Origin of the sequence: Clostridium neonatale, assembly GCF_001458595.1 — a bacterium.
Lineage (GTDB): Bacteria > Bacillota > Clostridia > Clostridiales > Clostridiaceae > Clostridium > Clostridium neonatale.
Genome location: NZ_LN890328.1, coordinates 306,368 through 321,623, shown reverse-complemented (window position 1 = coordinate 321,623; position 15,256 = coordinate 306,368). Strand labels below are relative to the sequence as shown.

Genomic DNA, 15,256 nt, shown 5'->3' with positions numbered 1-15,256 from the left:
CTCCATAATCTATATTTCAATATCACAGCTATTAATTTTCTCTTCTCTTATTCTATAATTAGAATCACACTTTGGATTTTTACATACTCTTTCAATAACTATATATGCTCCATCATACTTACGTTCTCTCTCCAAAAGCACTCCGCACTTTGGACATTTATCTGGTAAACTACACCCACATACCATATTCATTCCTCCATATAAGTAAATATTGATTTACTTATATTATAAACTTTTTCTACAATTTTTTATAATAAACTGTCTTTTATAATTTCTTCTATAAAATTTCTTATTATTTCTACTTTTTCAATATCCTCAACAAGAAAATCTACACTTTCATAATCCAAATCAACTATCATAGTAAACTTTATGTCTTTATATATATAATCTGATGCAGCAATATAAACCATATCTCTTGTTTCAATATATTTTACTTCTTTATTGTATTTAAGCTTTTCTAGAAAAAACTTATATTCACTATATTCTGCATTCATATCATTAAGCCATTTATATTGCTTACATGGTATAAATCTTTTTGAATCATCTTTATCTAGTTCTGTGAATCTTTCTTCCTTCATAGTTTTTACATCCTTTAATTTATAAATATTTTAATAATGGTATTATAATTTATTTTCAACGCTCCTAAAAGACCTTAATAAATTTTGAACATAGCTCTTTATTAATTATTCACTATAATTTACAACTTACTTCACTCATTTCTTATATAGATTATACAACATAAATTTGCTATTCTTAAATTTTTTAAGTATTTTACTTAACTCCATAGAACATTATTACTTTAATTTTACGCAGTTTAACTGTCATTATTTTGATTTTTCATACCATAAATGTTGTTTAAATAAAATAAACTATATTGAATAAATAAAAAATTTAATTCAATATAGCTTAGTCTAATTCAAAATTCTTCTTTTAAATATTCATAAAAATCTATTCTCAGTTTAAAGATATTTTATATCCTTAGGATATTCTTTTTCTAATTCTAAATTTGTATTATTAATTATAGTATCTAAAAAAATCTGTTTATTTTCAATAGGTTTAAAAGAGAATATTGGAATCAATAAATCTTCATTATTAACTGTTCTTACAAGTATGTAATTATCTAGTGAATGTATGCTCTTAATAGAATTCCAATTATAAATTTTCACTACAAATTTAGTGTTAACTTTTAATCCTTCCTCTACAAAAGTTAATTTAGTTTGTTCAAATAAATTTTGATATTTATCAAAAGAATATATTTTAAAAAACTTTTTTCTAAGCTTATGCATAATAATCTTTTTTCTAAATAACATAATTATAAACGAAAATACTATATATATTACAATTGATAATGGGTCTTTAATAAGAGCAATTGCAACTAAAAAACCTAATAAAATAACTAAAATAATAAAAATAAAATTAGAAATCATCTGATATTTAAAAACTTTAGTTTCCTCAACATGTCCCATATGAAAATCTATTAATTCTTCCTTTGAAATAGTATAGTCTATCTCCGTCAAATAAACACCTTCTATCTTAAAAATTAATTAAATAATAAAAAAATCATAAATACAAATTTAGCAAAATATAACAATACCTTTTAAAAATTATATTACTTTTCAGATTAATATTCAATAAATAACATATATATTTCTATTTTTTTAAATTATTGCCTCAATAAAAATTAAATGGTATTATTTGGCATATGCTGTTTTATGGAGGAATCTAATGAAAAGAATAAAATTAATAATACTTCCACTTATAATATGCGCATTTATAACTGGATGTAATAAAGCTCAAATTAATAATGAAGACAAGCAAATGATAATAAAGAAAATAAAAAAGAAACTGCAGATGTATCTCAAACAAATGAAAAAAAGGAAACTAGTAATGAGTCTTTACAGACTTCAGATAAAGATAATAAAAAGTCTACAGAGACCAATAGCAAAAATGATAACTCAATAAATGATGAAATATTTTTGGTGATTGGACCATCACCGGTACAGCAGCTTCTGGCCCTGTAACAATTTATAGTACTGAAGATATTAAAAAAATAATAGGTACAAAAATATATTATGGAGTTGATCCTTTTTTTAATAACATATTTTTCTCTCCTTTTTAATTCAATTATCTTTTACATTAGGGATTTTATTAATTAAAAGTCATATAATCTTCCAACTGTTACACTGTGCCTTTTTACCTAGGATTATTAAGTATTGTTAATGAATTCTTTTAACAATTTTATTATATTCCATTCAAAACATTGAAAAATGTTTAGTTCGTGTTATAAAATTGTTTAAAATTGGAAATAAAAATTTAAATAATAAAATACTGAAAATTGGATTATATCAAATTTTCAGTATTAAAAAATTGTTAATCCACATATAAAAAACTGAATTTATCAGTTTTTTATATGTGGATTTTTATTAATTATATTTTATATTTATAGATTGGTTTACTTATATATTACTTTACTCTCGAAACCAAATATTCATTTCTCTTTCTGCATTTTCTATACAATCTGAAGCATGAACACAGTTGATATTATTACTTATTGCATACTTCTTTCTTATTGTTCCTTCTTTTGCCTTAGATATATCAAAAGGTCCGTTCAACGCTCTAACTCTTTCTATTGCATTTTCACCTTCAAGAATTAATGCCACAATTGTATCACTTGTTATATATTCAATTAATCTATCGTAATATTCTCTTCCTTCATGTTCTTCATAATGTGCTTTTGCAAGCTCTAATGTTGCATCTAACATTTTCATCTTTACTATCTTTAAATCATTTTCTTCATAAATTGATAATACCTTACCAACTAAATTTCTTTGTAATACGTCTGGTTTTAATAGGACTAAAGTTTGTTGTTTTTGCATGTTTCCTCCTGCTGCGCTTATTACTGCTAATAATATTATAATTACTAAAATAACATGGTCATTATATATTAAAAGTTATAGCTTTAACAACTGCTTGGCTCTGATATAATCCTATTTTACAAGGTTATCATTTAGATTTATATTTTTATAATTCTAATTTATTTAATAAATCAATAAGAGAATACGTTACAAATCTTTAAATACATATCTCTTCTTTAATACAATCAATATTTAATTGAAGTTTTAATTGATAAAACTTCTGATTAATTACATAATCTTTTGTAAAATATTTTCTTTTTCCATAAAAATATTTTACTACAAATCATAAGCTTTTAGAGTTTTGATTTATTTTTTGTAATAAAAAGGAGCTTCGCACTAATTCTTAACGCGATAGCCCACTTTCTATTATTATGGTTTATGAGTTTATACTTTTTATTTACAGACTATTTTATATTAAAGTTACTTTTTATGGTTTACATTTTCTATTTGTTTATTTATATAAATATTGTGTTAAATTTAATGCTTTATGCTATATTTATTTTTAAATTATTTAAAGATAAAACCATATAAACTTATTTAGCTTTAAATAATATTTTATTTTGAAATCTTATAGTTTATCTTTTTAAGCTTCCACCATTAGTAGCTATTACTTCTTTGTACCAATTAAAGCTCTTTTTCTTATATCTTTCAAGAGTACCTGATCCATCATCATTTCTATCTACATAAATGAATCCATATCTCTTTTTAAGTTCAGCAGTTGATGCACTAACTAAGTCAATACATCCCCATGTAGTGTATCCCATAAGTTCAACACCATCTTCAATTGCTTCATAAACTTGAACTAAGTGGTCATTTAAGTAATTTATTCTATAATCATCATTTACAGTTTTATTTCCATTTTCATCTGTAATTAATTCATCAACAGCACCTAATCCGTTTTCAACTATAAATAATGGTTTTTGATATCTGTCATATAATAAATTAAGAATATATCTTAAGCCTTCTGGATCAATTTGCCATCCCCAGTCTGATGCTTCTAAATAAGGATTTGGTACTCCTGCAATTAAGTTACCTTCACCAGCCTTATTCTTTTCTGGGTCAGCTGTTGCACATGAACTCATGTAGTAGCTGAATGAAATGAAATCTACTGTGTTCTTAAGTATTTCTGCATCACCTGGCTCCATTTTGATTTCTATATTGTTTTCCTTGAAGTATCTATTCATATATCTTGGATATTCTCCTCTTGCATGAATATCAGCAAAGAAAAGATTAGCTCTATCTTGTTCCATAGCCTTTAGTACATCACTCGGTCTTGGGCTTAATGGATAGTTCGGTACACCAAGTATCATACATCCAATCTTAAATTCTGGGTTTATTTCATGACCTATTTTAACTGCTAATGCACTTGCTACTAATTCATTGTGCATAGCTTGATATAAGTCCTGCTTGCTTAACTTTTCTTTTGGTGTCCATACTCCTGCACTCATATATGGAAAGTGAAGTGCTGAATTTATTTCATTAAATGTAAGCCAGTATTTAACCTTATCTTTGTATCTTGTATAAATTGTTCTCACATAATTTTCAAAGAATCCAACAAGCTTTCTGTTAGTCCATCCATCATAATTCTTAGCAAGTGCTAAAGGTGTTTCATAGTGTGAAATTGTAACAAGTGGTTCAATTCCATACTTAGCTAATTCATCAAAAACATTATCATAAAATTGTAATCCTTTTTCATTTGGTTCTTTATCATCACCATTTGGGAATATTCTTGACCATGCAATAGATAATCTAAAAGTCTTAAAGCCCATTTCTGCAAATAACTTTATATCTTCTTTGTATCTGTGATAGAAGTCTATTCCTATAAGCTTCATATTATCTTCTGTTGGTTCATCTGTTAATGGTGCTTTTATACCATGTGGCATAATATCTTGAATTGATAATCCCTTGCCATCTTCGTTATATGCTCCTTCGAATTGGTTTGCAGCTGTTGCTCCACCCCATAAAAATCCTTCTGGAAATTTAATTGCCATAATTACTCCTCCTAATTTAAGATTATATCTTCATAGCGCTAATGATAAAATATGTATAATCGTAATAGTTTTATATAAAATTTATAAAAAAATACCTAAGAAATATAGAAAAATAATTTCTAAATCTCTTAGGTATAGCCTGCTTTACCAGTAACAATCCTGTTTTATAAATCTATGATAAGGATATCATATTTTTTTGATAGTGTCAATAAGCAGCACTTATATTTTAATANGTATAATCGTAATAGTTTTATATAAAATTTATAAAAAAATACCTAAGAAATATAGAAAAATAATTTCTAAATCTCTTAGGTATAGCCTGCTTTACCAGTAACAATCCTGTTTTATAAATCTATGATAAGGATATCATATTTTTTTGATAGTGTCAATAAGCAGCACTTATATTTTAATATCTTAGTTATTATTTATTCTAAGTATAATCTCTTATTTAACTGTTATAATAACACGTTGATAATGTTTTAAGTTTATTTTTCCATTATCTTTTGCTTCAACAACAATGTGAATAGTATCACCAGATTTTGCATCTTCTGGTACTGTGAAAGTAACCTTATTAGTGTCACTTCCTTCTAATTTAATGCTGTCTACAACTTCATTTTCTGCAAGTTTACGAGTAGTATCTAGTAATAGATCTCCAGCATAAGTATCTTCTGTCTCATTCTTTTGACCTTTGTAATCTTCATAAGTATCAGCTTCAGCATAACGCCACCATTTATAAGTTATTTCATCACCATCTGGATCTTTGGCATCAGCAGTTAATGTTATCTTTTCTCCTGCTTTCGCAGTTAAATCAATTCCTTCTTTAACTTTAACTGTTGGAGCATGGTTAGCTTCTTCATAAGTTTTAGCAACACACCAATCTGCTCTTGCAGCAAAATCATTTTGAATATCATCAAACCATCTTGTTAAAGAATATGATGCTTCATATTGATTTGTATATGGATTGTAATCTAGTTCAGTATTTTTCCATAAGTTATCATTAACAACTCCAAAACGAGATCCCCAACCTCCATAAGTTGGATCTTCCATACTTCTTAAACCGTTATCAATTAAGTATAAAAATGATGGAGAATCTCCCTCTGATATAAAGTCATATCTATTATACTCTGAGTTATTTTTAAGATATTCTTCAGTTCCTCTTTGTTCTTCTTCAAGTTCACCTTCTATATAATTTCCATCACCCATTAAAGCATATTTTTCAAGTAATGGTCCATGATTTGCTTTAATATTTTCATACATCCAGTCACCTTGTAATAAAGAGTTCACCTCATCGTTATGATATTTCCAAGCATATGCAAAGTGCCAGAAGTTACTTCTATCATTTATGATTCTAATGTTTGGCCAATTTTTCGCTATATATTCACCATAGCTGTCATCTTGGTCTAAAATTATATAAAGTACAACCTTTTCATTAATCTTCTTTTGAATTTCTTCCCACTTATCTGTATCCTTGTACTCTTCTTCTATAGACTTTAAAGCACGAGCTGTAGTATTAGTTCCACCCCATGTTTGGACATACAGTTCTCTATCATCATCATCTAAGAAAAGTTCTTTTAGGTACTCAGAACCTTCTGTGACTTCATCCATTTCTCCAGCATCTGAGATATTACCAATCTTAGTTATGTTTCTAACATGTTCTGGTTCTGGATAGCCTTCTGCATGTACTGATAAGTTAGGATATACTTCTTCATATGCATCAATAAATTCGTCTACCCACTTAGTTCCAGTCCATCTAAATGGTTCAATCCCTTTTTCTTCATCTCCTGCATAGTGATACATGGAGCTTGTCACAACTATTCCTGCAAGATCAACTTCATTTGCATAAAGCATAAATCTTATTACTGAGTTCATATCATCAACTTCACCATCTGTTGTAATAACAGTACGAGCCTTTGTCTTTTGTATTGTTGATGAAACATTTTGACCTTCTACTTTGTTATTAGTTTCAGGCGCTTTGGCATTATTACATCCTGCAAACATACCAACACATAAAACTGATGCTACAAGCATAGAAAGTAAAGAACATTTTTTGTTTTTCATTTTACTACTCCCCTTATTTTAATATTTTCTTTTGTTAATTTATATTTAATTTATAGAATTCTCCTAGCTGATATCTATATATCAGCTAGAATTCATCATATTATAAATATCAAATTTGAGTAGAATTAATTATTTAGTAGCTTTAATCAATTCTTCTTTTTCTTTAACATCTCTATCTATAAGTGATAAAACATCTTTATAGTCATATGCGTTAGTTACAAGAACTGGTGTTATAGTATCATATCCTGCTTTTTTAATAGCTTCTATATCAAACTCTACTAATAAATCACCTTTTTTAACTTTATCTCCTGCTTTTATATGAGCTGTAAAGTGTTTTCCACCAAGCTTAACTGTGTCAAGTCCTATGTGAATTAACAATTCAACACCATCTTCACTTGTGATTCCAATTGCATGCTTTGTTTCAAATAATGCTGAAACTACTCCATCAACTGGAGCTACTGCTCTTCCTACTGTTGGTATTATTGCAGCACCTTTTCCCATTATTTCTTCTGAGAAAGTAGCATCATCAACTTGTTTTAATGAAACTGCCTTACCTTCAATCGGAGCATATACTACAGATTCAACTGTTACTTCATTATTATTTTCTATACTTTCTTCTAAAGTATTATCTTCATTAACTTCTTCTACTATTTCATCTTCTTCGTTTTTAGGATCATCAAAACCTAATATCCATGTTCCTACAAAAGCTATAACAACTGATATTCCTGCTACTATTAATGCATTTGTCATATTGCTACCACCTTCTGGTGCAATAAATTGTACCATTGCTAATACTGATGGTGTTGCAAACACATAACATTTTAATACTGTTAATCCTGCGTAAAATCCTCCAACTAAACCTGCAAACATACAAGCATATAAAGGCTTTTTATATTTTAAAGTAACACCATACATTGCTGGTTCAGTAACACCTGCAAGAAATGCTGATATTGCTGATGAGAAAGATAATTGTTTTAAATCTTTATTTTTTGATTTTAAACCTACAGCTATACATGAAGCTCCTTGAGCTAAGTTTGAAGATAACATTGCAACTAATAGTAAAGTATCAAATCCTGGCGTAGTATTTATACTAAGTATTGATATAGGTACAAATGCCCAGTGCATACCTGTCATAACTAGTAAAGGCATAAGTGCAGACATTAGCGCTAATGCAAGCCATGCTGCTTTGTCATACATAGCATATAATGCTGATGATAATATATTACCTCCAAAATATCCTAAAGGACCAACTAAAACAAGTGCTATAGGAAGTGCAATAATTAAAATAAGTAATGGTTTTAAAAAGTTCTTTGTTACAGCTGGAGTAATTCTATCAGCAAATTGTTCTATATATTTCATAATCCATGCCATTATGATTACTGGAATTACTGCATATGTATAACTTGCTGCAGCTACTGGAAGTCCAAATAGTGATATTTTTTCACCACTTGCTACTAATCCTGTAAAATCTGGATATAACATAACTCCTATAACTGCACCTAATGTATAAGGATTAATGTTAAATTTCTTAGATGAAGAAATAACTAATAAAAATGGTAAGAAGTAAAATGTTGCATCTCCTAAAGAATACAGTATTTTATATGTTTGGCTTGTATCAGACAATAATCCTATTGTAGTAAGTATTACAAGTAAAACCTTCACCATACCTGCTCCAACTAAAGCTGGCATAGTTCCTGACATACATCCTGATACTACATCTAAAACGGTTGTAACAATTCCTTTCTTTTCTTTTGATTCTTCACTATTACTATTTGAATCACTAAAGTTTCCAAGCTTTAATAGTTCTTTATAGCAAGTTCCTACATTGTTTCCTATGATGATTTGGTATTGGCCGCCTTTCTTCATGACACCCATAACACCTTTTATTTTCTTAACTTTTTCATCATCAACAATGCTTTCATCTTTTAATGTGAATCTAAGTCTAGTCATACAGTGCATAACACTGTTAACATTCTTTTCTCCACCTAACTCTTCTATTATTCTTTTTGCTACTACTGAGTAGTCCATAATACAATCCTCCAATTAAAATAAATTTTAAATTTGATTTTAATGAAGTAAAGCCCATAACCCAGATCTATATTTTATTTAACTAACTTTATATTTTGTAATTACTTTTTATATAAACCTGCTTATGGTAACATTCTTGCATTTAATTAAATATTATTGCGAGCTTTAGGCTATTTAAAGCTACATAAAATTTTATAAAAAATACCTAAGGAACATAGACTGAGCGCTCAAAAATCTATGTTTCTTAGGTATAGCCTGCATTACCAGTAACAATCCTAAACTTATTTAGTTTATTTTTGTTATTCTATTTATATGTACAGCAAGGTACATCTTTTCATCTTCTGTAAGCTTATGATCGTATTCTTTTTCAATATATTTTTCTATTTTTTCAACACAATCATATGCCATTTTATATTTTACCTTCATTATTTCACAAAGATTAGTATCTTCATCTTCTATTTCCTTTCCACTAAACATTCTTTGTGCAAAAAACTTTAGATGTGTTATAAATCTTTCATAATGAAGTGAATATTCATCTAATTCTAAATTATAATGATATTTTACTATATTTAAAGTATTTTGTATTATCTTAGTTATGTCTAAAGTTTCATCCATATTACTAGAATTAAGCTCTGCATTAACTATATGTAATGCAATTGATGCAGCTTCATCTTCTGGAAGTTCAACATTAAGCTTTTTCTTAATTATCTGTAATGCTTCTTTACCTATTAAAAATTCATGATTATAAAATCTTTTTATTTCCCAAATAAGAGCATTTTTAAAATCTACCCCTTGTTTTGCTCTCTCTAATGCAAAATTTATATGGTCTGTTAATGAAATATAAATATTATCATTAATCTTTTTACCAAGTGAATATTTTGCATAAGAAATTATTTCATTACATGCCTGAATGACTTCTAATGGAATTTCTGATAATAAACTTACTAATTTGTTAGTGCTATTTGCATCTTCTAAATAATAAACCTTTTCAATTTTATCAGAGTCTATTTCCTCTCCAATTTTCTTTTTGAATCCTAGACCACATCCCATAACAAGGACTTCTTTATTATTTTTGTCAAATGCACGAATTAAATTGTTGTTTATTACCTTGTCTATTTTCATAAGCTATTCTCCCCTAAAATTTCACCTTTTGAATCTCTATATTGTGGTATAAAAAAAGACCACACCACAAAATAATATAATATTTTTTACAAAATATTAAAAATAAAGCGGTAAAGCCTGCATAACCAGTAACAATCCTTAAATATTAATTTCATGATAAGGATATCATAAAAACTTTTTCATGTCAATATATAATCTTTTTATATTTTATCTTTTAATTTAAGAATATGATAATATGCAAACTTACTACACATTTTATATTTACAATTTAATTCTATATAACATGCTAAAATGATACAATACTTAAGAAACTATAATAAACTGAATAAAAAATAAAGCCGAATAGAAAACTATTTAGCCTTATTTTTTATTATATGGTCTTTTATATAAATGGGTTTAGGGAAAGCAAGTTAAATTGTTTTATCTATTTGATAAATAAAGCATCAACTCATCTCTTGATATTCTTTTTGGCTCTTTGAATTGATTCAAAATTAATGCTTTATAATAAACTTTAGCAACTTTTTCTACATCTATTACTTTAGACAATATGTCTTCTGTACTTGAGCTTATAACAATAGCTCCATTACTTTCTAATAAACAAGCATCACTTCTACTTAACTTTTCTATTAAATCAGTTATACATTCATCAGATTTTCTTTCTTCATATTTTGCTAAATAGATATACCCTCCATAGCTTGCTGAATCATATGATATTGGTGGAATCACTTTATTTGCTATTGAAAATGTTGTTGCATAAGTTGAATTTATATGCATAAAAGTACGTATATCTTTTCTAGCGCTATATACTTCTAGATGCATTTTCAAGTCAGAACTAGGGTTTATTCCATCAAGCGGCTCAATTTTTTCTCCTTTTAAATCAACAATACAAATATTTGTTGTTTTTAAGTTCTCTATTTTTATTTTTGCAGGTGTTATCACTATATATCCTGATGTCTTATCTTTGATACTGAAACTTCCACACTTTTCTAAACCCAAATTATTCTTTTCTGCATCTTGTGCAATTTTTATAAGTTTAATTTTTAAATTTTCTAGCATACTACATCATCTCCTTATAAATTTAGGCTACTTTCTTAATCCCATTAATTTATCTAAAAATATTTTTTCTTCCATTACTTTAAGATTTTTATCTATTATTGGTTTAAATTCCATATTACTTAAAATATCTTTTTCAAGGTTAATTCCTGGTGCTACTTCTGTTAAATGAAGACCATCTTCTTTTAATTCAAAAACTGCTCGTTCTGTTATATACATTACTGGCTGCTTAAGCTTTCTTGCTCTATTACCACTAAAAGTAATCTGCTGAACGGAATCTAAAAACTTCTTATTAGTTCCTTCATTTATAATCTTCACTTTTCCATTTTCAATTTCTATCTGAAGTCCTTTGACTGTGAATGTTCCACAAAAGACTACTTTCTTTGCATTTTGAGTAATATTAATAAATCCACCACACCCCGGAAGCTTTGGTCCAAATTTGCTTACGTTTACATTCCCCTCTTTATCACATTCTGCAAGTCCTAAGAAAGCTATATCAAGTCCACCTCCATTATAAAAATCAAATTGTGTTGCTTGATCAAACATGCATTCAGGATTGATTGAGGCTCCGAACCTGTCTCCACCTTGTGGGATTCCTCCTATTAACCCTGGCTCCACTGTTAAAGAGAAAAGCTTTTCAATTTCTTCTTCATTTGCAACGCTTGAAACCGCTTCAGGCATTCCTATTCCTATATTGACCACTTGTCCTTCTGATAATTCCATAGCTGCTCTTCTTCCAATAATCTTTCTTTCATTTAAATTTAATGGCTTAAGTGCATCTACCACCATATTAGCTTCACCAGTCAATGAAGGATCATAGTCTTGACCTAAAACTTGAGCCTGATCTTCTTTTTCTGCCTCAACTATATAATCAACATAAATTGACGGAATTTTAACAATTTTAGGATCAATAGTGCCTTCTTTAACCACCTTTTCTACCTGTACTATTACTGTTCCACCACAATTTTTAGCTGCTTGCGCTATGCATGTGGCTTCGGAGTACGTAGCCTCATGCTCCATACTTATATTTCCTTTTTCATCTGCATATGTCCCTCTAATAAAAGCTATATTAATATCTGGACATTTATAAATTAAGTTTTCTTCACCTAATATATCTATTACTTCAACTATATCCTCTTTAGTTCTTGAATTTGCTTTTCCACCATCTATTCTTGGATCTACAAATGTGTCTAATCCAACCTTTTCTATAGTCCCTGTTCTTTTTCCAGCCTTATCTCTAAACATATGACATACAACTCCTTGAGGCAAGTTATATGCAATTGTTTTATTATCACTAATTAATTTTCCAATCTTAGGTGCTAAGCCAAAGTGACCTCCTATTATTTTACCAACTAAGCCTTCATGAGCTAAATGGTTTAATCCTCTATCCTTTCTATCTCCTGATGCTGCTGCAAACATTAAAGTTAAATTTTTAGGACTTTTTTCTTCTAAAAATCTTTCTTCAAGCCCTTTCATCAATGCTTCTGGAACTCCTAAAAAGGCAAAACCAGATGTTGCTAAAACATCATTATCTTTCACTAATCTTACTGCATCCTTAAAATTAATTACTTTTGTCATTGTCTTTTCCCCCTCAAATTCTCATTTCTTTTTTCAATCCATCACACATTATTAAATGGATTATTTAAACCGTAATTATTGATATTTTTTTAACAAATGTTGCAACAAAAAAAGTTATAACACCTCCTTAACTGAAGTACTATAACTCTATATCTCTTAGTCTCCTAAATTTAACTTTTTATTTAATTATTTATCGTATTATACTTATTTTCTAAATAATTACTTTTCTCTTAGAAATAATTATAGCATTATGCAAATAATAAAACAAGATATATTTTTTAAATTTTCTGAATATTTTAATTGTTTGCAAAAAATATATTCTCACTAAATTTATGATTTTTAACCTTTGAATTAAAAAGCTAAACTTTGTAGCAATATAATAGAAATATTATATTAATTATAAAAATAATGGAGTCCAGAAAATATTAAGACTCCATTATTTATAATTTATTTCTTTAAAAAAGATATAAATTATAAATTATTTACAACTATGTTCTCCACATCCATTGTTCCCACAGTTATGTTCACCTTCATGATGATGAGAACATTCAATATTGGGGTTGTATTGTAATTTGCCGTTTAAGAATTCATTAACAACTTCATCTGAATTTCCAGAAACTCCGCCATATAAAGTAATATCAGCATTTGCAAGTGCTGTTTTAGCACCACCGCCAATTCCTCCACATATTAATGTATCAACTTTATGCTCTTTAAGAAATCCTGCTAAGGCTCCATGTCCGCTTCCGTTTGTATCAACAACTTCACTCGATACTATTTTTTTATCTTCTACATTGTAAATTTTAAACTGTTTACTGTGTCCAAAGTGTTGAAATATTTGTTCATTTTCATAAGTTACTGCTATTTTCATCTTTTCATTCTCCTTATCATATGTCATGTACATGCTTGTACACTAACTTAATATATTATTTATTGCAGCAGTTTTTACTGCATGTCTTATTATCTTCAAAACATTTTTTCATACAGCCCATGCCACAGCACTTACTATGATACTCACAAAGTTCAATATTTCCTCCATCAATTAATATTTTCTTTCCATTAATCAACGAATTAGCAATTTTATATCTCGCACTATCATATATTGCTGTAATTGTCGTCCTTGCAACATTCATCTGCTTAGCACATTGTTCCTGAGACATTTTTTCTAAATCAATGAGACGTATAGCTTCATACTCATCTAAATTCATGACTATTATCTCATCATCCATATTTTTACCTACTGGGATAAATTCTTCAGTTTTAGGCATACTGCAGATTCTTCTGCACTTTTTAGGTCTTGGCATGACACTCCCCCTTTTTGACATATGTCAATTATTATTATATACCTTTTATGACATATGTCAAATATTCTTAGTATCTATTTCCATATTTATTCTTTATATTTTTACCAAAATAGATCTATAATACCATCATCGAAGTACTATAACTCTATTTTCTTAGTCTCATAAATTTCAATTTTCTATTTTAATCACTTTCATGATATAATTTGATTACACAGGTTATTAACAATATTGCTATATATTACAAAAAAAATAATCATATTCACAATCTATATAATTACTTTGGTAAATAAATTAGTAGATGAATATATAAAAATCAGTATTAGTAAATTATCAATAAACACAAAAATATTAATTATAAAAACACAATAAAGATCTCAAATATTTTTATAAAAGACATTTTATAATTATTTTAACTAAGACGAAATAAATTAATACTTTATTAATTAGTTTGTAGAAAGGAGATGATGAATTCTGAAAAAATTAATTTCTTTAATAATAAGTATATCGGTAGCATGTATGTTTTTAACTGGTTGTAGTAACACCAATGAGGGCTCATCAAAAAACTTATCATTATCTTCAAATAATGTATCTAAAAATGTTAGTAATATTAATGATGAAAAAATACAAATTGAACCTGCTGTATCCGAATTAAATCCTCAAGACATTATAGGTGCAGATATGGCCGAGATTGACTATGCATCTTCTGACATGGTGATCTTCCATGGATACTTTGGTCTTTTTTTATATGACTTAAATAATCTCAGCATTATGAAAAGCTTAGATTTGAAATCTATAGATTGTAACGCTACTCAAGGCGATTCATATTGTAATGTTGAGATAAGCAGTGATGGTAATATAGTACAATTGCATCCTAATGACAGTGAAAAAATGTATGTTTATTCTATATCTAATAATACTTTATTTGAAGAAAAATACGTTCCTATGAGTGATTCCTTTAAAAATAATCTTGTAGAAATAAGTGAAGCTATTGGTAAAATTAATGGGAATTTAAGCTATAATGCAGTTAAATTTGATAATGGTGAATATGGATATTTATCTGCATCTGATGGAACAATTGAATCATTGAATTATGTACGTGAAGATATGGTATACTCTCTGTTTAATGCTAAATGAGCTTAAACTTAAACTTAAATTTTAATATAAGATAAATTACAATATCAAATGCAACACTAATTATTTCTTGTACAGA

General features: G+C 27.7%; 14 protein-coding genes. 2 read left to right on the top strand and 12 right to left on the bottom strand.

Features of this window, described 5'->3' with window-relative positions; all coding sequences use genetic code 11:
• Window positions 1–9 precede the first annotated feature (9 nt).
• From BN2920_RS21710 to BN2920_RS08540, 3 genes are all read right to left on the bottom strand, one after another.
• The gene (locus BN2920_RS21710) at window positions 10–186 is read right to left on the bottom strand and encodes a hypothetical protein (RefSeq protein WP_172437790.1); all 177 of its coding nucleotides are present in this window, start codon (window positions 184–186) and stop codon (window positions 10–12) included.
• Between the two features lie 62 nt (window positions 187–248).
• Window positions 249–578 carry a hypothetical protein gene (locus tag BN2920_RS08545; protein ID WP_058294599.1) on the bottom strand — a complete coding sequence of 110 codons (330 nt, stop codon included), beginning with the start codon at window positions 576–578 and terminating at the stop codon, window positions 249–251.
• 381 nt (window positions 579–959) lie between these two features.
• Window positions 960–1,517, bottom strand: coding sequence for a hypothetical protein (locus tag BN2920_RS08540; RefSeq protein WP_058294598.1), 558 nt, complete (start codon window positions 1,515–1,517; stop codon window positions 960–962).
• Between the two features lie 208 nt (window positions 1,518–1,725).
• Here BN2920_RS08540 and BN2920_RS08535 point away from each other — a divergent pair, with 208 nt between their 5' ends.
• Window positions 1,726–1,962: a hypothetical protein gene (locus BN2920_RS08535; RefSeq protein ID WP_058294597.1), complete on the top strand. Its 237-nt coding sequence runs from the start codon at window positions 1,726–1,728 to the stop codon at window positions 1,960–1,962.
• Between the two features lie 506 nt (window positions 1,963–2,468).
• Here BN2920_RS08535 and ndk read toward each other — a convergent pair.
• From ndk to BN2920_RS22055, 9 genes are all read right to left on the bottom strand, one after another.
• Window positions 2,469–2,876: a nucleoside-diphosphate kinase gene (ndk, locus tag BN2920_RS08530; protein WP_058294596.1), complete on the bottom strand. Its 408-nt coding sequence runs from the start codon at window positions 2,874–2,876 to the stop codon at window positions 2,469–2,471.
• Between the two features lie 614 nt (window positions 2,877–3,490).
• Complete coding sequence (locus BN2920_RS08525; RefSeq protein WP_058294595.1) at window positions 3,491–4,906, bottom strand: glycoside hydrolase family 1 protein; 1,416 nt, start codon at window positions 4,904–4,906, stop codon at window positions 3,491–3,493.
• Between the two features lie 444 nt (window positions 4,907–5,350).
• Window positions 5,351–6,964 (bottom strand): DUF1593 domain-containing protein, encoded by a 1,614-nt coding sequence (locus tag BN2920_RS08520; RefSeq protein ID WP_058294594.1) that lies wholly within the window; start codon window positions 6,962–6,964, stop codon window positions 5,351–5,353.
• 129 nt (window positions 6,965–7,093) lie between these two features.
• Window positions 7,094–8,992 (bottom strand): beta-glucoside-specific PTS transporter subunit IIABC, encoded by a 1,899-nt coding sequence (locus BN2920_RS08515; protein WP_058294593.1) that lies wholly within the window; start codon window positions 8,990–8,992, stop codon window positions 7,094–7,096.
• A 285-nt stretch (window positions 8,993–9,277) separates the two neighbouring features.
• Window positions 9,278–10,114, bottom strand: coding sequence for a BglG family transcription antiterminator LicT (licT, locus tag BN2920_RS08510; protein WP_058294592.1), 837 nt, complete (start codon window positions 10,112–10,114; stop codon window positions 9,278–9,280).
• Window positions 10,115–10,534: 420 nt separating this feature from the next.
• Entirely contained in the window at window positions 10,535–11,170 is a 636-nt protein-coding gene (locus BN2920_RS08505) for a class II aldolase/adducin family protein (protein ID WP_058294591.1), read from the bottom strand.
• A 27-nt stretch (window positions 11,171–11,197) separates the two neighbouring features.
• Window positions 11,198–12,745 (bottom strand): acyl CoA:acetate/3-ketoacid CoA transferase, encoded by a 1,548-nt coding sequence (locus BN2920_RS08500; protein WP_058294590.1) that lies wholly within the window; start codon window positions 12,743–12,745, stop codon window positions 11,198–11,200.
• 478 nt (window positions 12,746–13,223) lie between these two features.
• Complete coding sequence (locus tag BN2920_RS22060; protein ID WP_058294589.1) at window positions 13,224–13,613, bottom strand: NifB/NifX family molybdenum-iron cluster-binding protein; 390 nt, start codon at window positions 13,611–13,613, stop codon at window positions 13,224–13,226.
• 55 nt (window positions 13,614–13,668) lie between these two features.
• Window positions 13,669–14,046 (bottom strand): DUF134 domain-containing protein, encoded by a 378-nt coding sequence (locus BN2920_RS22055; protein ID WP_058294588.1) that lies wholly within the window; start codon window positions 14,044–14,046, stop codon window positions 13,669–13,671.
• A gap of 516 nt (window positions 14,047–14,562) precedes the next feature.
• Between BN2920_RS22055 and BN2920_RS08485 the strand changes: the two genes are divergently transcribed.
• A complete protein-coding gene (locus BN2920_RS08485; RefSeq protein WP_058294587.1) occupies window positions 14,563–15,180 on the top strand; it encodes a hypothetical protein in 618 nt (205 codons plus the stop codon).
• Window positions 15,181–15,256: the final 76 nt, after the last annotated feature.